At 64.8% G+C, this 18,421-nt stretch carries 18 protein-coding genes and 6 tRNA genes; 8 read left to right on the top strand and 16 right to left on the bottom strand.

Annotation, left to right across the window (positions count from 1 at the left end; all coding sequences use genetic code 11):
• Positions 1-8 precede the first annotated feature (8 nt).
• The 3 genes from ybeY to miaB form a co-directional block, all read right to left on the bottom strand.
• On the bottom strand, positions 9-476 hold the full coding sequence (gene ybeY, locus AN401_RS13790) for an rRNA maturation RNase YbeY (RefSeq protein ID WP_094039773.1): 468 nt from the start codon (positions 474-476) through the stop codon (positions 9-11).
• Positions 473-1,507, bottom strand: a complete 1,035-nt coding sequence (locus tag AN401_RS13785) for a PhoH family protein (protein ID WP_096779683.1) — start codon at positions 1,505-1,507, stop codon at positions 473-475. Before AN401_RS13785 ends, ybeY begins: the two co-directional genes overlap by 4 nt.
• A gap of 151 nt (positions 1,508-1,658) precedes the next feature.
• A complete protein-coding gene (gene miaB / locus AN401_RS13780) occupies positions 1,659-3,089 on the bottom strand; it encodes a tRNA (N6-isopentenyl adenosine(37)-C2)-methylthiotransferase MiaB (RefSeq protein ID WP_096779682.1) in 1,431 nt (476 codons plus the stop codon).
• Positions 3,090-3,251: 162 nt separating this feature from the next.
• Here miaB and AN401_RS13775 point away from each other — a divergent pair, with 162 nt between their 5' ends.
• Entirely contained in the window at positions 3,252-4,421 is a 1,170-nt protein-coding gene (locus AN401_RS13775) for an FAD-dependent monooxygenase (RefSeq protein WP_096779681.1), read from the top strand.
• A gap of 302 nt (positions 4,422-4,723) precedes the next feature.
• Here AN401_RS13775 and AN401_RS13770 read toward each other — a convergent pair.
• The 8 genes from AN401_RS13770 to pth all read right to left on the bottom strand — a co-directional run bounded on the left by AN401_RS13770 (position 4,724) and on the right by pth (position 7,367).
• A tRNA-Gln gene (locus tag AN401_RS13770) sits at positions 4,724-4,798 on the bottom strand.
• Positions 4,799-4,806: 8 nt separating this feature from the next.
• Positions 4,807-4,891, bottom strand: a tRNA-Leu gene (locus AN401_RS13765).
• A 6-nt stretch (positions 4,892-4,897) separates the two neighbouring features.
• Positions 4,898-4,974: transfer RNA gene (locus AN401_RS13760), tRNA-Met, on the bottom strand.
• 116 nt (positions 4,975-5,090) lie between these two features.
• A tRNA-Gln gene (locus AN401_RS13755) sits at positions 5,091-5,165 on the bottom strand.
• A 122-nt stretch (positions 5,166-5,287) separates the two neighbouring features.
• A tRNA-Gln gene (locus tag AN401_RS13750) sits at positions 5,288-5,362 on the bottom strand.
• A gap of 6 nt (positions 5,363-5,368) precedes the next feature.
• Positions 5,369-5,445, bottom strand: a tRNA-Met gene (locus AN401_RS13745).
• A gap of 217 nt (positions 5,446-5,662) precedes the next feature.
• Positions 5,663-6,754: a redox-regulated ATPase YchF gene (gene ychF / locus AN401_RS13740; protein WP_094039769.1), complete on the bottom strand. Its 1,092-nt coding sequence runs from the start codon at positions 6,752-6,754 to the stop codon at positions 5,663-5,665.
• A 16-nt stretch (positions 6,755-6,770) separates the two neighbouring features.
• Positions 6,771-7,367: an aminoacyl-tRNA hydrolase gene (pth, locus tag AN401_RS13735; protein WP_096779680.1), complete on the bottom strand. Its 597-nt coding sequence runs from the start codon at positions 7,365-7,367 to the stop codon at positions 6,771-6,773.
• A 195-nt stretch (positions 7,368-7,562) separates the two neighbouring features.
• Here pth and AN401_RS13730 point away from each other — a divergent pair, with 195 nt between their 5' ends.
• Positions 7,563-8,291: a sulfite exporter TauE/SafE family protein gene (locus tag AN401_RS13730; protein WP_094039767.1), complete on the top strand. Its 729-nt coding sequence runs from the start codon at positions 7,563-7,565 to the stop codon at positions 8,289-8,291.
• Positions 8,292-8,424: 133 nt separating this feature from the next.
• Here AN401_RS13730 and AN401_RS13725 read toward each other — a convergent pair whose 3' ends face one another.
• The 3 genes from AN401_RS13725 to lolB form a co-directional block, all read right to left on the bottom strand.
• On the bottom strand, positions 8,425-9,372 hold the full coding sequence (locus tag AN401_RS13725) for a ribose-phosphate pyrophosphokinase (RefSeq protein WP_094039766.1): 948 nt from the start codon (positions 9,370-9,372) through the stop codon (positions 8,425-8,427).
• 254 nt (positions 9,373-9,626) lie between these two features.
• A complete protein-coding gene (gene ispE, locus AN401_RS13720) occupies positions 9,627-10,496 on the bottom strand; it encodes a 4-(cytidine 5'-diphospho)-2-C-methyl-D-erythritol kinase (protein WP_096779679.1) in 870 nt (289 codons plus the stop codon).
• Positions 10,493-11,071: a lipoprotein insertase outer membrane protein LolB gene (lolB, locus tag AN401_RS13715; RefSeq protein ID WP_157772278.1), complete on the bottom strand. Its 579-nt coding sequence runs from the start codon at positions 11,069-11,071 to the stop codon at positions 10,493-10,495. Before lolB ends, ispE begins: the two co-directional genes overlap by 4 nt.
• Positions 11,072-11,194: 123 nt before the next feature.
• Here lolB and hemA point away from each other — a divergent pair, with 123 nt between their 5' ends.
• The 6 genes from hemA to AN401_RS13685 all read left to right on the top strand — a co-directional run bounded on the left by hemA (position 11,195) and on the right by AN401_RS13685 (position 16,670).
• A complete protein-coding gene (gene hemA / locus AN401_RS13710; RefSeq protein ID WP_096779678.1) occupies positions 11,195-12,454 on the top strand; it encodes a glutamyl-tRNA reductase in 1,260 nt (419 codons plus the stop codon).
• Between the two features lie 24 nt (positions 12,455-12,478).
• Entirely contained in the window at positions 12,479-13,564 is a 1,086-nt protein-coding gene (gene prfA / locus AN401_RS13705) for a peptide chain release factor 1 (protein ID WP_094039763.1), read from the top strand.
• Entirely contained in the window at positions 13,565-14,422 is an 858-nt protein-coding gene (gene prmC / locus AN401_RS13700) for a peptide chain release factor N(5)-glutamine methyltransferase (RefSeq protein WP_096779677.1), read from the top strand.
• Positions 14,400-15,203: a SirB1 family protein gene (locus tag AN401_RS13695; protein ID WP_096779676.1), complete on the top strand. Its 804-nt coding sequence runs from the start codon at positions 14,400-14,402 to the stop codon at positions 15,201-15,203. The genes prmC and AN401_RS13695 overlap by 23 nt, the downstream gene beginning before the upstream one ends.
• 8 nt (positions 15,204-15,211) lie before the next feature.
• Positions 15,212-16,060 (top strand): 3-deoxy-8-phosphooctulonate synthase, encoded by an 849-nt coding sequence (gene kdsA, locus AN401_RS13690; RefSeq protein ID WP_094041124.1) that lies wholly within the window; start codon positions 15,212-15,214, stop codon positions 16,058-16,060.
• 145 nt (positions 16,061-16,205) lie between these two features.
• Complete coding sequence (locus AN401_RS13685; protein ID WP_096779675.1) at positions 16,206-16,670, top strand: Lrp/AsnC family transcriptional regulator; 465 nt, start codon at positions 16,206-16,208, stop codon at positions 16,668-16,670.
• A gap of 3 nt (positions 16,671-16,673) precedes the next feature.
• On the opposite strand, the gene mmuM is transcribed toward AN401_RS13685, so the two are convergent.
• Positions 16,674-17,627 carry a homocysteine S-methyltransferase gene (gene mmuM / locus AN401_RS13680; RefSeq protein WP_096779674.1) on the bottom strand — a complete coding sequence of 318 codons (954 nt, stop codon included), beginning with the start codon at positions 17,625-17,627 and terminating at the stop codon, positions 16,674-16,676.
• A gap of 37 nt (positions 17,628-17,664) precedes the next feature.
• Positions 17,665-18,414 carry an amino acid ABC transporter ATP-binding protein gene (locus AN401_RS13675; RefSeq protein WP_368073559.1) on the bottom strand — a complete coding sequence of 250 codons (750 nt, stop codon included), beginning with the start codon at positions 18,412-18,414 and terminating at the stop codon, positions 17,665-17,667.
• Positions 18,415-18,421: the final 7 nt, after the last annotated feature.

Here is an 18,421-nt window from a genome sequence, read left to right as displayed (position 1 = left end):
GGACTTCGTTAACCTTCCTCGTCGTCTTGATAGGGATTGGCGATGCCCAGACCGGCCAGTATCGCTATCTCTTTGGATTCCATTATCTCGGCTTCGTCATCCTTAATATGGTCAAAGCCGAGTAAATGCAAGCAGCCGTGCACCACCATGTGCGCCCAGTGGGATTGCAACGGTTTGTTCTGCTCCACCGCCTCCCGCTCCACCACCTGGCGGCAGATCACCAGATCGCCCAGCAGGGGCAGATCGATGCCCGGCGGCGCCTCGAACGGAAAGGACAGCACATTGGTGGCATAATCCTTGCCGCGATAGTCCCGGTTGAGTTCGCGGCTTTCCGCCTCGTCCACCAGCCGTACCGTGACTTCGGCATCCATGCGCTCGCCGGCCAGCGCCGCGCTCAGCCAGCGTTCGAATTCCTGCTCGCCCGGCAGGCCGGGGGCCTCATCGCAGGCGATTTGCAGATCCAGCCACAGGGTCATGCTTTCTTGTCCTCATCGGGATGACGTTCGCGTTTCTGCTGTTCGTCGAAGGCCTCGTAGGCGCGCACGATGCGGGCCACCACCGGGTGCCGCACCACGTCCTCGGCGCGGAAGAAATTGAACGACAGCCCCTCGACCTCGCTCAGCACCTCGATGGCGTGGCGCAGGCCGGACTTGGCATTGCGCGGCAGGTCGATCTGGGTGATGTCGCCGGTGATCACCGCCTTGGAATTGAAGCCGATGCGGGTCAGGAACATCTTCATCTGTTCGACCGTGGTGTTCTGGCTTTCGTCCAGGATGATAAAGGCGTCGTTCAGGGTGCGGCCGCGCATGTAGGCGAGCGGCGCCACTTCGATGACGTTGCGCTCGATAAGCTTCTCCACCCGCTCGAAGCCCAGCATCTCGAACAGGGCGTCGTACAGGGGGCGCAGGTAGGGGTCGACCTTCTGGCTCAGATCCCCGGGCAGAAAGCCGAGCTTCTCGCCCGCTTCCACCGCCGGCCGGGTCAGCAGGATGCGGCGGATCTCCTGGCGCTCCAGGGCGTCCACCGCGGCGGCCACCGCCAGGTAGGTCTTGCCGGTGCCGGCCGGGCCTATGCCGAAGGTGATGTCGTGGGTCAGGATATGGGCCACGTACTGGGCCTGGTTGGGGGTGCGCGGCTTGATCATGCCCCGCTTGGTCTTGATGGTCACTTCCTTGCCGTACTGGTAGCCGCTGTCGGGCTCGGCATCCTGCTCCAGCACCCGGCTCTCCTTGATGGCGAGATGGACCTGCTCGGGGGTGACGTCGGGCACGGCCTGGCCCTTGACCGGCTGGGTCTCCACATAGAGCCGCTTGAGCAGCTCGCCGGTGACCTGGGCCAGGTGGGTCGGCCCCAGGATCTGGAAGTGCTGGTTGTGGTAGTTGATCTCCACGCCCAGGCGGCGCTCCAGTTGCTTGAGGTTGTCGTCGAAGGGGCCGCACAGGCTGGCCAGGCGCTGGCCGTCCGCCGGTTGCAGTTCGAGTTCCAGATGGGTGACGTTGGGGGTCAAGGTAACTCCTTTCAAAAGCCGGAAGCTGGAAGCTAGAAGCTAGAAGCTAGAAGCTAGAAGCTAGAAGCTAGAATAGCTTTTGATGTCAGGAAGCCGTTGTCAATCGCTATTCCTGCGCCAACGGCTTCCAGCTTCCAGCTTCCAGCTGTCGTTAAGGGGTAAAGGTCGCCACGCCGACCTCGTCGGCCACGCCGTCGGGGCGGCGGGAGAGGATGCTTTGGGGTGACACCTGCACCCGCAGATCCATCTCGTCCTCGCCGCGCAGCAAGGTAGCGCGCAGGCTGTGGGGCATCACCTCGGTGATCTCCACGTCGGCGAAGCCGCCGATAAGGCGATGGGGCCCTTCGAAGTTGACCACCCGGTTGTTCTCAGTGCGGCCGCGCAGCTCCATGGGGTTGAGCTTGGAGGGGCCTTCCACCAGGATGCGCTGGGTGGACCCCAGCATCTGCCGGCTGATCTGCTGGGCCTGGTTGTTGATCACATTCTGCAGCCGGTACAGCCGCTCCTTTTTCTCCTCCATCGGCACGTCGTCGGGCAGATCGGCGGCCGGGGTGCCCGGGCGGGGGCTGAAGATAAAGCTGAAGCTCATGTCGAAGCCCACGTCCTCGATGAGCTTCATGGTCTTCTCGAAGTCTTCCGCCTCTTCCCCGGGGAAGCCGACGATAAAGTCGGAACTGATGGTGATGTCGGGCCGGGCCGCGCGCAGCTTGCGGATCTTGGACTTGTATTCCAGGGCGGTGTGCGGCCGCTTCATCAGGGTGAGGATGCGATCCGAGCCGCTCTGCACCGGCAGGTGCAGGAAGCTGACCAGCTCGGGGGTGTCCTTGTACACCTCGATGATGTCGTCGGTGAATTCGATGGGGTGGCTGGTGGTGTAGCGGATGCGGTCGATGCCGTCGATGGCCGCCACCAGGCGCAGCAGCTCGGCGAAGCTGCAGATGTCGCCGTCATGGGTCTCGCCCCGGTAGGCGTTGACGTTCTGGCCCAGCAGGTTGACCTCGCGCACGCCCTGCTCGGCGAGCTGGGCGATTTCATAGAGCACGTCGTCGAGCGGCCGGCTCACTTCCTCGCCGCGGGTATAGGGCACCACGCAGAAGGAGCAGTACTTGGAGCAGCCTTCCATGATGGACACGAAGGCGGTGGCGCCTTCGGCCCTGGGCTCGGGCAGGCGGTCGAATTTTTCGATCTCGGGGAAGCTCACGTCCACTTGGGCGCCGCGGCCCTCAAGCACGGACTTGATCATGGCCGGCAGCCGGTGCAGGGTCTGGGGCCCGAACACGATGTCCACGAAGGGCGCGCGGGAGCGGATGGCTTCACCTTCCTGGGAGGCGACGCAGCCGCCCACGCCGATCACCAGACGCGGGTTGGCTTCTTTCAGCGGCCGCCAGCGGCCGAGCTGGTGGAACACCTTCTCCTGGGCCTTTTCGCGGATGGAGCAGGTGTTGAGCAGCAGCACATCGGCCTCTTCCGCTTCCTCGGTGAGCTGGTAGCCGTGGCTGGCGTCCAGCAGATCGGCCATCTTGGATGAATCGTACTCGTTCATCTGACAGCCCCAGGTTTTGATATGAAGTTTTTTGCTCATGGCACTCTTTGAATTACGGCAAGGGACATGCGTTTTGGACCGGGGATTCTACTCTTTTCTACCGGCAGTGACCAGATAATATCCAGCGCCGACGGGGCCAGAACGATGCCGAAATGACGCCGCATTTGCGGTAGAATGGCTCAAAAATCCAGAGGTTATACGATGCAACACTGTGATATCGCCATTGTCGGCGGCGGCATGGTCGGCGCCCTGGCGGCGGCCTTGCTGGCGCCCAGCGGCCTGAGCATCCGGGTTATCGAAGCCAGGGCGCCCGCCGCCTTCGAACCCGGGCAGGCGTTTGACCTGCGCATCTCCGCCATCAGCGCCGCCTCGGTGCGGCTGTTGCAGCAGGCCGGCGCCTGGGACGCCATCCTGGCCATGCGGGCCTGGCCCTACCGGGGGCTGGAGGCGAGCGAATGGGAAGGCTTTGCCACCCGCTTCGAGGCCCGGGAGCTGGACTGCGACCACCTGGGCTTTATGGTGGAAAACCGGGTCATCCAGCTCGGCCTCTGGCAGGCCCTGGCCCAGTGGCGCAACGTGGTGTTCGACTGCCCCGATGGCCTGGCCGGGTTGAGCCAGGGGGAGGATGGCGCCGAGCTGGTGCTGGAGAGCGGTCAACGGCTGCGGGCCCGGCTGGTGCTGGCCTGCGACGGCGCCGAGTCGCGCACCCGTGGCTTTGCCCGCATCGGGGTCACCGCCTGGGATTATGCCCAGCACTGCATGCTGATCAGCGTGGCGGGGGAGGGCATCGAGCAGGACATGACCTGGCAGCAGTTCAGTCCTTCCGGCCCGCGGGCCCTGCTGCCGCTTGGCGGGGAGCACGCCTCCCTGGTCTGGTACGACGACAAAGAGCGCATCAAGGTGCTGGCGCAGCTGGACAACGCCGTCCTGGCGGAGCAAATCGCCGTTCACTTCCCGCCCCGGCTGGGGCCGGTGCGGGTGCTGGACAAGGGACACTTTCCCCTGCGCCGCCGCCACGCCAACCAGTATGTGAAGGGCGCCGTGGTGCTGCTGGGAGACGCGGCCCACACCATCAACCCGCTGGCGGGGCAGGGCGTCAACCTCGGCTTCAAGGACGTGGCCTGTCTGAGCGAACTGGTGCACCGGGCGGTGGAGGCGGGCCGGGACTTCGCCGCCCCCGAACTGCTGGCGCGTTATGAATGCCGGCGCCGGCCCGACAACCTCTTGATGCAGGGCGCCATGGATCTGTTCTACCAGACCTTCAGCAACGATCTGCCGCCGCTTAAACTGCTGCGCAACCTGGGGCTGAAGGCGGCCCAGCACAGCGGTCCGCTGAAAAACCGGGTGATGAAATACGCCATGGGGTTGTAAGGGCAGCCGTAAGCCGTAAGCTGGACGTTGGAAGACACGCCAGCGGTGCTGCTGAAGGCTGCGCCATTCTTGTGAAAGCAGGAGTGGGATGTGTTGGTAGGGTCGACTCCAGTCGACCTTATTACGGCAATGGAGCTTATGGGGCGGTAAAACAAAAAGCCGGCACAGAGGCCGGCTTCTTGCTTTCGATATGGCTGGGGTACCAGGATTCGAACCTGGGCACGGTGCCGGGATCAAACCCCGTGGCTCCTGATGTCGATAAACAAAAAGCCGGCACAGAGGCCGGCTTCTTGCTTTCGATATGGCTGGGGTACCAGGATTCGAACCTGGGAATGGCGGGATCAAAACCCGCTGCCTTACCGCTTGGCGATACCCCAATTTTGAATGGTGCGGGAGGCGAGACTTGAACTCGCACACCTTGCGGCGCCAGAACCTAAATCTGGTGCGTCTACCAATTTCGCCACTCCCGCTGAGAGTGGTGGCTATGGCGGGATTCGAACCTGCGACCCCATCATTATGAGTGATGTGCTCTAACCAACTGAGCTACATAGCCACATAAGCATTGAGTCGCCTCAATGGTTTTCCTGAAAATGGCTGGGGTACCGAGTTACTAACCTGGGCACTGATGCCGGGATCAAAACCCGCTGTTTATCCAGCTTTACAGTAAAATGGCTGGGGTACCAGGATTCGAACCTGGGAATGGCGGGATCAAAACCCGCTGCCTTACCGCTTGGCGATACCCCAATTTCGACAACAGAGATAATAAAAAATCTCAGCCATCTTGAAAATGGCTGAAGGTGTTGGCCTTGAACCTGGGCACTGAGGCCGGGAGCAAAACCCGCTTTTCTTCAACCACTTCTTAAAAATGGCTGGGGTACCAGGATTCGAACCTGGGAATGGCGGGATCAAAACCCGCTGCCTTACCGCTTGGCGATACCCCAGCAGAGTGGTGGCTATGGCGGGATTCGAACCTGCGACCCCATCATTATGAGTGATGTGCTCTAACCAACTGAGCTACATAGCCACTTTGCTGTCGATGACTGCTCGTCACCGGACGGGGCGCATTATGCGTATCCGGCTCGGGAGCGTCAACCGTTTTTTCCCGAAAAATAGGCCAGCCTCAACCGTTTGGCCAGAAACTAGGCATGGTGGTGCAGGGCTGGCCAGGGCGGCCGGTTTTTTGTGCGAAAAACAAAAAGGCCGGGGATGAGCCCGGCCTTCTGGCAATGGTGGTGAACGGGTCAGACGTTGAACAGGAAGTTCATCACGTCGCCGTCCTTGACGATGTAGTCCTTGCCCTCGGAGCGCATCTTGCCCGCTTCCTTGGCGCCCTGCTCGCCCTTGTAGGCGATGAAGTCCTCGAAGGCGATGGTCTGGGCGCGGATAAAGCCCTTCTCGAAGTCGGTGTGGATCTTGCCCGCCGCCTGGGGCGCGGTGGCGCCGACGGGAATGGTCCAGGCGCGCACTTCCTTCACCCCGGCGGTGAAGTAGGTCTGCAGGTTGAGCAACTGGTAACCGGCGCGGATCACCCGGTTCAGTCCCGGCTCTTCCAGGCCCATGTCGGCCATGAACTCGGCGGCTTCTTCCGCGTCCAGCTCGGCGATTTCCGACTCCATGGCGGCGCACACCGGCACCACTATGGCGTGCTCGGCGGCGGCGATGGCTTCCACCTCGGCCAGGTAGGGGTTGTTCTCGAAGCCGTCCTCATTGACGTTGGCGATGTACATGGTGGGTTTGATGGTCAGGAAGTTCAGGTAGGCGATGGCCGCCTTTTCTTCCTTGGTCAGCTCCACGCTGCGCAGTACCTGGGCCTGCTCCAGGGCCGGCAACAGCTTCTCCAGCACCGTTACTTCAAATTTGGCGTCCTTGTCGCCGCCCTTGGCTTTTTTGGCGTTGCGCTGGATGGCCCGTTCGCAGGTGTCCAGATCCGCCAGCGCCAGTTCGGTGTTGATCACCTCGATGTCGTGCCGGGGTGACACCTTGCCCGCCACGTGCACGATGTTGTCGTTCTCGAAGCAGCGCACCACATGGCCGATGGCGTCGGTTTCACGGATGTTGGCCAGGAACTTGTTGCCCAGGCCCTCGCCCTTGGAGGCACCCGCCACCAGGCCGGCGATGTCGACGAATTCCATGGTGGTGGGCAGGATGCGCTGGGGCTTGACGATCTCGGCCAGGGCGTCGAGGCGCTTGTCCGGCACCGGCACCACGCCGGTGTTCGGTTCTATGGTGCAGAAGGGGAAGTTGGCGGCTTCGATGCCCGCCTTGGTCAGCGCGTTGAACAGGGTGGATTTGCCCACGTTGGGCAGGCCCACTATACCGCATTTGAAACCCATAACAGTGTCCTGAAAATTACTTGGTGGAATCGGCATTGAAGGCATGCAGGCGGTTCATCGCCCTGGTCATGCCGTCACTGAATAACATATCGGTGGCGCGGACGGCTTCGTCCACGGCGGCGTCGAGCAGGCCCTGCTCGGCCGCCGGCGCCTTGGTGAGCACGAAGCCGGCCACCTGGGACTTGTGCCCCGGATGACCGATGCCGAGCCGCAGCCGGTAAAAGTCCTTGCTGTTGCCGAGGCAACTGATGATGTCCTTGAGCCCGTTGTGGCCGCCGTGGCCGCCGCCCTGCTTGAAGCGGGCAGAGCCCGGCGGCAGGTCGAGTTCGTCGTGGGCCACCAGTATCGCCTCGGGCGGGATCTGGTAGAAGTTGGCCATGGCCGCCACCGCCTTGCCGGAGCGGTTCATAAAGGTGGCCGGGATCAGCAGGCGGACGTCACGGCCCGCGATGCGCACCCGGCCGGTCCAGCCGAAAAACTTGGCTTCTTCCTTGAGCTGGCCACCGTGCTGCCGGGCCAGCTCGGCCAGGTACCAGGCGCCGGCGTTGTGGCGGGTATGGGCGTATTCCGGGCCCGGGTTACCCAGCCCGACGATGAGTTCGATAGGGTGCATATGCAGAGTCGGCCGTTAAAATGACGCCATATTCTAATGAAGAGCGGCAATAATGGCCACCTCGGTGACTTCATCCGCCGGAATAGGTATTATGATCGGCATTGTGCACAATGCCATGTGTTATTGTTCGCGCTTTCCCGGGTGTATCGTTGCCCGTCGTTCCTGCACGGATGCCTGTCACAGGATTCTTCTCAAATGTACGAGTTATTCGGCTGGGCCCTGCTTGCCGGGGTGCTCAATGCCCTGGCCGGTGGCGGCCTCTTCCTCACCCTGCCGGCGTTGCTGGCCGCCGGGGTACCCAGCACCGGTGCCGTGGCCACCGCCAGCGTGGCGTCCTGGCCTGGTTATCTGAGCGCCTTCTGGGGCATGCGTCGCCAGCTCGGCAGCGGCCCCTGGCTGGCGCTCACCCTTATCGGCCTGGGTGGCGGTGGCCTGGGGGCGCTGACGCTGGTACAGTTCAACGCCGACAGCTTCAACTACCTGGTGCCCTGGCTGCTGCTGGGGGTGAGCCTGCTCTACGCCCGCCAGTTGCTGAGCCGGTCGGGGTTCGAAGGGCCGCTCAGGATGAAGCGGCGGGCCTGGCCGTTGCTGCTGGCCGGCAGTTTCTACGGCGGCTTTTTCGGCGGCGGCCTGGGGGTGCTGCTGATGGCACTGACCGGCCAGCTGCGGCTGGGCTCCAACCTGCAACAGCACGCCATCAAGCTTTACCTGTCGATGCTGGCCAGTGGCGCCACCATCCTGGTGTATTCCCTGTCGGGGCTGGTGCACTGGCGGGCCTGCCTGCTGCTGGCGCTGGGCTATCTGATGGGCGGCAAGCTGGGCGCCCGGCTGCTGGTGTGCCTCAGGCCCCGGCTGCTGGCCTGGGCCATCGTCGCCTTCGGCATCGGCCTGAGCGGTTATTATTTTGTGCGCTTTTACGGGTAATGTGGTGAGGGGTGAGGGGTGAGGGGTGAGGCGTACCCCCGGTTGCTGTGCACCTCACGCTTTCCGCCTCACCCCTCACGAAATAAAAAAGCCCGCGAATCCGCGGGCTTTCTAGACTTTCAGCTTCCAGCCATCAATGCTCGAACATGGCGGAGATGGACTCTTCGTTGCTGATGCGGCGGATGGCTTCGGCCAGCATGCCGGACAGGGACAGCTGCTTGACCTTGGTCAGGGCCTCGATTTCCGGTGTCAGCGGGACGGAGTCGGTGATGATCACCTCGTCGATCACGGAGTCGCGGATGTTCTGGGCGGCGTTGCCGGAGAAGACGGCGTGGGTGGCATAGGCGAACACCCGCTTGGCGCCATGGTTCTTCAGGGCTTCGGCGGCCTTGCACAGGGTGCCGCCGGTGTCGATCATGTCGTCGACGATCACGCAGTCGCGGCCTTCCACGTCACCAATCAGGTGCATCACCTGGGACACGTTGGCGCGCGGGCGGCGCTTGTCGATGATGGCGATGTCGGTGTCGTCCAGCAGCTTGGCCACGGCGCGGGCACGGACCACGCCGCCGATGTCGGGGGAGACCACCACCACGTTGTCCAGGTTCTTGGCTTTCATGTCTTCCAGCAGCACCGGGGTACCGAAGACGTTGTCCACCGGCACGTCGAAGAAGCCCTGGATCTGTTCGGCGTGCAGGTCAACGGTCAGCACCCGGTCGACACCCACGCTGGACAGGAAGTCGGCCACTACCTTGGCGGTGATCGGTACCCGGGCGGAGCGCACGCGGCGGTCCTGGCGGGCATAGCCAAAGTAGGGGATGACGGCGGTAATGCGGCCGGCGGAGGCACGGCGCAGGGCATCCACCATCACGATCAGCTCCATCAGGTTGTCGTTGGTGGGCGCGCAGGTGGACTGGATGATGAAGACATCGCCGCCACGTACATTTTCGTTGATTTGTACGCTGATTTCGCCGTCGCTGAAGCGGCCGACATCGGCTGCACTCAGTTTGATAAAGAGACGATCGGCGATACGTTGGGCGAGTTCCGGCGTTGCATTACCAGCAAACAGCTTCATGTCGGGCACGGTTGAAAACCTCGGGGTTGTTTCATGGGTGGCGAGACTGGACGGGGCCGTGAACCCGTATTACGGAAGCGAGTTCCGTTATCCAGCCCGTTTTTTAGAATTCTGAGCTGAGCGTGTCTTGCAGGCACCGGGCCGGATGGTCCGGACGGCGAGCCGGCCGCGGCCGTGTCGTCCTGCAGACATCGCCCGGCAGCGGATCGGCCCTTGGGATAAGGGAGAAAGCGGGCCCACCCCCACTCTCTTGCAAGCGCTGCCTAGGATGCCGTAATCGATGACGGGGCCGCCTCCTTGAGTTGCCGCAGGGCGGTAAACAAGGGCGACTGGTTGCAGCCTTTGGCAACGAAGCCGGCGCTGTCCGCCGGGGCCGCTGCCAGGGCCTTTTCGGCCGCTTCCCGGTTGTCGAAGCTGGCGAAGATGCAGGCTCCGGTGCCCGTCATTCTTGACGGCGCGTATTCTAGCAACCAGCCAAGGAGCTTGGCAACCTCGGGGTGGCGCTTTTTGACCAGGGCCTCGCAATCGTTTTCCCAGGGCTGGGCGAGCCGTTGTTCCAGGGATAAAACCGGGCTCGAACGGGGCAGATCCGGGTCGCTGAAGATAGCGGCGGTGGCCACATTGATACCCGGATGGAGCACCAGGTACCAGGGCTCGGGCGGGGCCGCCGGCGTCAGGATATCGCCAATGCCTTCGGCGAAGGCGGCCCGGCCGCGCACGAACACCGGCACGTCGGCGCCCAGCCGGCGCCCGAGCCTGGCCAGTTGCTCCTGGCCCAGGCCCAGTTGCCACAGCCGGTTGAGTGCCACCAGGGTGGTGGCGGCGTCGCTGGATCCGCCGCCCAGGCCGCCGCCCATGGGCAGGCGCTTGGTCAGGTGGATACGTGCGCCCTTGGTGCAGCCGGTCTTGCTCTGCAGCAGGCGAGCGGCCCGAATGATGAGATTCTGCTCCGGCGCGACCCCGGGCAGGGCCGGGCTCAGGCTGAGCTCGCCGTCGGGGGCCGGCTCGAAGCCGAGTTCGTCGCCGTGATCCAGAAACTGGAACAGGGTCTGCAGGTTGTGGTAGCCGTCGTCGCGGCGGCCGGTAATGTACAGGAACAGGTTCAGCTTGGCGGGGGCGGGCAGGACTATCATGGTTTCAGCTCCCACTGGTTGATGGCCAGGCGCAGGGTGGTGGTGTCGTGGCTCAGGTCGAGCCGGCTCGGCAGCCAGAGGCCGTCGATGCGGGTATAGCCCAGGTAGTTGAGCCGCCAGCCGTGGGAGCGCAGGCTCTGCGGCCGGCCGTCGGCGTCGTACTCCACCTGGTCCGCCTCGCCGGGCAGGCCCTTGATCCAGTGGGCCAGCTGCTCCACCGGCAGATCCCAGCCGGTCAGGCGGAACACCAGATCCCGGGCATTGCCGGCGGAGTGCAGCTGTCCCTCGCTGTCGGTAAGCTGGATGGCGCCCCGGCGGCGGCTGAGGTCGAACACCCGCCGGCCCACCACGTTGGTCAGGTTCATCCGGTAATCGTCCTGTTCCTGGCGCCAGAACAGGCTGAGGCTGCCGCGCTCGTCCGGGGTGATGATGCCGAGCCGGGCCGACAGCTGCCAGTCCTGCAGCCGGGCCAGGGTGGCCTGCTGGGCCTGCCAGGAACCGGGGGGCGCTTCCTGGGCGCGGTAGGCACAGCCGGAGAGAAACAGCAGAAGGAAAACAGTGACTAAGGCGCGCACGGGAGACTCCCTGGTGAGATTTGGGCCCAGTATAAGGGCAAGGTCGGCGCCTTTTAAAGCCTTACCCTTTCTCGTACAATAGCCGGCTACACGTAAAGATGTTGTGAGCCGCAGAAAACCCTCATGAGCCTGCTGGTACTGGGAATCAATCATAAGACAGCCACGGTCGCCCTGCGCGAGCGGGTGGCGTTCGGGCCCGATATTGCCCCCAAGGCACTGCAGGAGCTGATGCACACCCGAGGGGTGGAGGAAGCGGTGATCGTTTCCACCTGCAACCGTACCGAACTCTACTGCTGCCTGGATCAGCGGGGGGAAAGCGACGCCGTGCGCCACTGGCTGCAGCACTTCCACCACCTGGACGAGGACGAGCTGACCTCCTGCCTGTACCAGCACCAGGGCGAAGAGGCGGTGCGTCACCTGATGCGGGTGGCCTGCGGCCTGGACTCCCTGGTGCTGGGCGAACCACAGATCCTGGGCCAGATCAAGCAGGCCTACAACCAGTCGCACCAGGTGGGCAGCCTCAAGGGCATCCTCGAGCGGCTGTTCCAGAAGTCGTTCTCGGTGGCCAAGCGGGTACGCACCGAAACCGAGATCGGCGCCAGCGCGGTGTCGGTGGCCTTTGCCGCCGTCAGCCTGGCCAAGCGCATCTTCTCGGATCTGGGGCGCACCAAGGTGCTGCTGGTGGGGGCGGGTGAAACCGTGGAACTGGTGGCGCGCCACCTGAAGGAACAATCGGTTTCGCGCATCATGGTGGCCAACCGCACCCTGGAGCGGGCCCAGAACCTGGCCCGGGAGTTCGAGGCCGAGGTGATGACCCTGGAGCAGATCCCCGACTACCTGCCCCAGGCCGATATCGTCATCAGCTCCACCGCCAGCCCCCTGCCGATCATCGGCAAGGGCATGGTGGAGCGGGCGATCAAGGCCCGCCGGCACAAGCCCATACTGCTGGTGGACATCGCGGTGCCGCGGGACATCGAACCCGAGGTGGACGAGCTGAGCGATGCCTACCTCTACACGGTGGACGATCTGCAGGGCATCATCGAGCAGAACCTGGAGGCCCGCAAGCGCGCGGCCGGCCAGGCCGAGCGCATCATACTGGAAGAGCGGGACCAGTTCATGGGCTGGTTCCGCTCGCTCAAGTCGGTGGATCTGATCCGCGACTACCGCACCCAGGCCAACGCCGTGCGCGAGCAGGAGCTCGGCCGGGCGCTGCAGGCCCTGGCCCAGGGCGAGGACCCGGCCAAAACCATGGGGGAGCTGGCCCGGCGCCTCACCAACAAGCTTATCCATACTCCCACCCAGGCGCTGAGCCAGGCGGGCAAGGACGGCGATCAGGAAATCCTGGCCGTGCTGGCCCAGAGCCTGGGCCTCGGCCAGCGCTGACAAGGCCATAGCGGCGAGACACAGATGAACGAATCCATACTGAAGAAACTGGAAGGCCTGCAGGAGCGCTACGAAGAGGTGCAGGCGCTGCTGGGCGAGGCCTCCGTCATCAACAACCAGGACCAGTACCGGGCCCTGACCCGGGAGTACGCCCAGTTGGAAGACGTGGTGGGCTGCTTTCGCCGCTACCGCCAGGCCGAGGCGGATCTGGCCGGTGCGCGGGAAATGCTGGCGGAAGACGACGCCGAACTCAGGGCCATGGCCGAAGAGGAAATCGACGCCGCCGAGTCCGCCATCGAGGAACTGGGCCGCGAGCTGCAGATCCTGCTGCTGCCCAAGGATCCCAAGGACGACAACAACTGTTTCCTGGAGATCCGCGCCGGGGCCGGCGGCGACGAGGCGGCCATCTTCGCCGGCGATCTGTTCCGCATGTACAGCCGCTACGCCGAGACCCGGCGCTGGCGCATCGAGATCGTCAGCGCCAGCGAAGGGGAGCATGGCGGCTTCAAGGAAATCATCGCCCGCATCGAGGGGGCCGGCGCCTACGGCAAGCTCAAGTTCGAGTCCGGCGGCCACCGGGTGCAGCGGGTGCCCGAGACCGAGTCCCAGGGCCGCATCCATACCTCCGCCTGCACGGTGGCGGTGCTGCCCGAGATCCCCGAGGCCGAGGTGCCCGAGATCAACGCGGCGGATCTGAAGGTGGACACCTTCCGCGCCTCCGGCGCCGGCGGCCAGCACGTCAACAAGACCGACTCCGCCATCCGCATCACCCACCTGCCCACCGGCATGGTGGTGGAATGCCAGGACGAGCGCTCCCAGCACAAGAACCGGGCCAAGGCCATGGCGGTGCTGGCCTCGCGCCTGGCCCAGATGGAGCAGGACAAGCGCCAGGCCGAGGAGCAGAACACCCGCCGCAACCTGCTCGGCAGCGGCGATCGCTCCGATCGCATCCGCACCTACAACTATCCCCAGGGCCGGGTGTCGGACCACCGCATCAACCTGACCCTGTACCGGCTGAGCGAAGTGCTCGAAGGCCAGCTCGAGATGCTGACCCAGCCGATACTGCAGGAGCACCAGGCCGACTTGCTGGCCGCCCTGGCGGGACAGTAAATGACCCTGGCCGAGCTGCGCCAACGACTGCGCGAACAACTGGCGGGGGGCGAGTCGCCCGCCCTGGATGCGGACGTGCTGCTGTGCCACGTGCTGGGCAAGCCGCGCAGTTTCCTGCTGGCCTGGCCGGAACACGAGATCACGCCGGCCGAGCAGGCCGAGCTGGCCGCCCTGGTGGTCCGGCGGCAACGAGGCGAGCCGGTGGCGCACCTCACCGGCCGACGCGAGTTCTGGTCGCTGGAGCTCGAGGTCTCCCCCGACACCCTGATCCCCCGGCCCGATACCGAACTCATGGTGGAGGCGGCCCTGGCGCGGCTGCCGGCCGGCCCCGCCACCCTGGTGGACCTGGGCACCGGTACCGGCGCCATCGCCCTGGCGCTGAAGAGTGAGCGCCCGCAAGACGTTGTGCTGGCGGTGGAATTCAACCCGGCGGCGGCGGCCCTGGCGCGGCGCAACAGCGAACGGCTGGGGCTGGCCATAGAGGTGCGCCTGGGCGCCTGGTTTGCGCCCCTGGCCGGCCTGCGCTTTCATATGATCCTCTCCAACCCGCCCTATATCGATGCCGCCGATCCCCATTTACAATGGGGGGATGTACGCTTCGAGCCGGCCTCGGCCCTGGTGGCGGAGGAAGAAGGGCTGGCGGATCTGCGCCATCTGGTCGAGCAGTCGCCCGTCTACCTGGAGGAGGGGGGCTGGCTGCTGCTGGAACACGGTTGGCGGCAGGGGGAGACGATCAGGGCCCTGCTGCGCCGTCGTGGTTTCGAACGGGTCGAGACCCTGCGCGACTACGGCGGCCAGGAGCGGGTTTCATTGGGCCGCTGGCCCGGGAGGCAAGATGCTGAAAACCAAGATCAGTGACGATTGGCTGGGGGCCGACAAGAGTCCCATGACCCTGGCGCTGGACGTGGTGGAAAGCCTGCAGGGAACGGCGGCGCGGCACCGGGCAGAGCACGACCTGCTCATCCTGGAACGGGAACTGGCCGAGGTGCTGGCCGGCCAGGACGCCACTGCCCAACTGCTGCCGGCTCTGTTCGGCCCCCTGGGGCTGGCCGGCGACTGGGAGCGGTTCTTCTCGGTCGACAACTGCCTGCTGGACCGGGTGCTGGCGCGGCGCCGGGGCATTCCGGTGACCTTGGGGATCCTTATCCTGCACCTTTGCGAACGGTTCGGGGTGCGGGCCGAGGGCATCTGTTTTCCCGGCCACTTCCTGCTGCGGCTCTGGCTCGGGGACGCGGAGGCGATCATCGACCCCTTTACCGGGCGCGAGTTGTCCAAACGGGAAATAGAGCAGCTGCTGCGCGGCGCCAGCGGCAACCTGGCCCGGCTCAAGCCCGAGCACCTGCAGCCGGCCGGGGCCATGGACATTCTGACCCGGCTGCTGAACGTGACCAAGGCGGTGTTCATCCGCCACAAGCAGTTTTCCCAGGCCCTGGCCTGCAGCCAGCTGCTGTTGAAAATCAAGCCCGACTGCCCGGTAGAGCGGCGCGACCGGGGCTTTCTGTTCGAGCAGCTCGACTGCGATCGGTTCGCCGCCGAGGATTTCGAATTCTTCATCCAGCACTGCCCCGAGGATCCGGTGGCCGACGTGCTGAAAGCCCAGATAGCGGCCCTCGACCTGGGCCCCAAAACCCTCCACTAGGAGCAGCGATGAAAACCGTCAAGATCAATCAGATAAGTGTGGCCAACGATCAGCCCTTCGTGCTGTTCGGCGGCATCAATGTGCTGGAATCCCGGGATCTGGCGCTGAAAGCCTGCGAGCACTATGTCGAGGTGACCGCCCGGCTCGGCATCCCCTATGTGTTCAAGGCCAGCTGGGACAAGGCCAACCGCTCCTCCATCCACTCCTTCCGCGGCCCCGGCCTGGAAGAGGGCATGAAGCTGCTGGCGGAAATCAAGGACACCTTCCAGGTGCCGGTGATCACCGATCTGCACGAGCCCTGGCAGGCCGCAACCGTGGCCGAGGTGGCGGACGTGATCCAGCTGCCCGCCTTCCTCGCCCGCCAGACCGATCTGGTGGAAGCCATGGCCAGAACCGGCCGGGTGATCAATATCAAGAAGCCCCAGTTCCTGAGCCCGGGGCAGATGAAGAACATCGTCGACAAGTTCATCGAGTGCGGCAACGACCAACTGATCCTGTGCGAGCGCGGCGCCAACTTCGGCTACGACAACCTAGTGGTGGACATGCTCGGCTTCGGGGTGATGAAAAAGGCCACCGCCGGCGCCCCCATCATCTTCGACGTGACCCACGCCCTGCAGTGCCGGGACCCGCTGGGCGAAGCCTCCGGCGGGCGCCGGGAGCAGGTGGTGGACCTGGCCCGGGCGGGCATGGCCACCGGCCTGGCCGGCCTCTTCCTCGAATCCCACCCGGATCCGGAGCACGCCAAGTGCGACGGCCCCAGCGCCCTGCCGCTGGCCAAACTCGAGCCCTTCCTGGCCCAGATCAAGGCCCTGGACGAACTGGTGAAAAGCTTCGAGCCGCTGGACACCCAGGGCTGAACCGGGTTTGAGCTCTTGTGCTTAACAAAGGCGGCCGGGGGGCCGCCTTTGTGTTTCTCAATGGTTGAGCCGGATCGCCGAGTTATTTAGAATAGCCGTCCAGCCGTATTTATGGCTTCAACCATCCGACGGGATCCAGCCGGCAATGAGTTACAACCTCGACCAATTCGATCGCAAAATACTCGCCATCGTGCAGCGCAACTGCCTGACCCGCAGCGAAGTCATCGCCGAAGAGATAGGGCTGTCGCCGTCGGCGGTGCAGCGGCGGCTGAAGCGGCTGCGCCAGAGCCGGGTGATCAGCGCCGACGTGGCGGTGGTCGACAACCGCAAGCTCGACAACCTGATGACCTTTATCGTCGGCCTGGAAATCGAGCGGGAAAACTACCCGGTGATGGACAGGTTCATGCGCTGGGCCCAGGGCCAGGACGCCTTTCAGCAGATTTTCTACGTGACCGGCGCGGTGGATCTGGTGGCGGTGATCCTGGCGCGGGACGTGACCGAATTCGACGCCATCGCCGAAGCCACCATGAGCCAGTTCCCGGAAATCAAGCGCATGAACACCAATGTGGTGCTCAATGTGCTGAAATCCGGGCTGCACCTGCCGCTCTGACCCTTATCCCGCCGCCGGGCGCAGCAGGGCGGCCACGGCGGCGATGTCCGCCGGCGAGGTGCGGCAGCAGCCGCCGATAAGGGCGGCGCCTTCCCGCTGCCAGCGTCCGGCGGCCAGGGCGAACTGTTCGCTGTCGGCCGGGCCGTGCCAGCACTTGTGGCCGGCGTCGTACTGCTCGCCGGAGTTGGGGTAGACCAGCAGCGGCTTGGCGGTGGCGCCCCGCACCGATTGCAGCAGCCCGGGCACGTGCTCGGGGGCGGTGCAGTTGAGGCCCAGCGCCACCACCGAGTCGAAGGGGGCCAGGGCCGTGACGCAGTCGCGCAGCCGCTCGCCCTGGCTGTTGTGTTCCCCATCCCGGCAACTGAAGCTGATCCAGCCGCAGGCGCCGGGATGGGCTTCCATCAGCCGGGCCAGGGCCCGGGCCTCGCTCAGGCAGGGCAGGGTCTCGCAGGCCAGCAGGTCGGCGCCGGCCGCCAGCAGCACCTCCAGCCGGGGGCGGTGAAAGGCCATCAGGCCGGCTTCATCCAGCTCGTAATGGCCCCGGTATTCGGAGCCGTCCGCCAGCATGGCGCCGTAGGGGCCGACCGAGGCCGCCACCAGGGGGCGGGGACGCAGGGCGCGCTGTTCGGCGCTCAATCCTTGCCAGAAGTCGTCCCGCGCCGCCACCGCCAGTTGCACCGCCCGCTGCATCAGGACGGCGGCCTGTCCGGCGTCCAGCCCGCGGCGGGCGAAGGCCTCGAAGGTGGCCTGGTAGCTGGCGGTGATGGCCACATCGGCGCCGGCGGCGAAATAGTCGTGGTGAACGGCGTAGATAAGCTCGGGCTGCTCGATCAGCACCTTGGCCGACCACAGCGGATCCTTGAGGTCGCAGCCCCGGCTTTCCAGCTCGGTGGCCAGGGCGCCGTCGAGGATGGCCAGGGGAAACTGCGCGAGCAGGGTTTCAATAGGATTGGTCATACACACCTTGAACAACACCGGCGAGGCGGTGGATGGGTTAGAGGATCTGCGATAAGAACTGCCGCAACCGCGGGTGGGCGGGGCGGTTGAAAAAGCCGTCCGGGGTGTCTTCGGCCAGCAACAGGCCGTCGGCCATAAACAGCACCCGGTCGGCCACTTCCCGGGCGAAGCCCATCTCGTGGGTGACCACCACCATGGTCATGCCGTCCCGGGCCAGGCTCTTCATCACCTCCAGTACTTCCCCCACCATTTCCGGATCCAGCGCCGAGGTGGGCTCGTCGAACAGCATGATCTGCGGCTGCATGCACAGGGCCCGGGCGATGGCCACCCGCTGTTGCTGGCCGCCGGACAGCTGGGCGGGGTAGTGGTCCATGCGCTCGGCCAGGCCCACCTTGGCCAGCAGGCCCCGAGCCTGCTGCTCGACCTCGGCACGGGGACGCCGGGCCACCTTGAGCGGAGCCAGCATCACATTTTGCAGGGCGGTCTTGTGGGGGAAGAGGTTGAAGCCCTGGAACACCATGCCCACCCGCTCCCTGAGCCGGTTGACGTTGGTGCTGCGGGCATGAATGTCGATGCCTTCGAGTTCGATGCGCCCGGCGCTGATGCTTTCCAGCCGGTTGAGGGTGCGCAGGAAGGTGGACTTGCCCGACCCCGAGGGGCCGACGATCACCACCACTTCCCCGCGGCGAAGGGTCACCGACACCTGGCTGAGCGCCCGGCAGCCGTTGTCGAACACCTTGTCGACCCGGTGGGCGTGGAGCATGGTTTCTGCGTGTTTTATCTGCATGGGGCCT

Source organism: Zobellella denitrificans, assembly GCF_002407485.1.
GTDB lineage: Bacteria > Pseudomonadota > Gammaproteobacteria > Enterobacterales > Aeromonadaceae > Oceanimonas > Oceanimonas denitrificans.
Note: the sequence above shows the minus strand (reverse complement) of the source record. Positions and strands in the feature narration are given on the sequence as shown.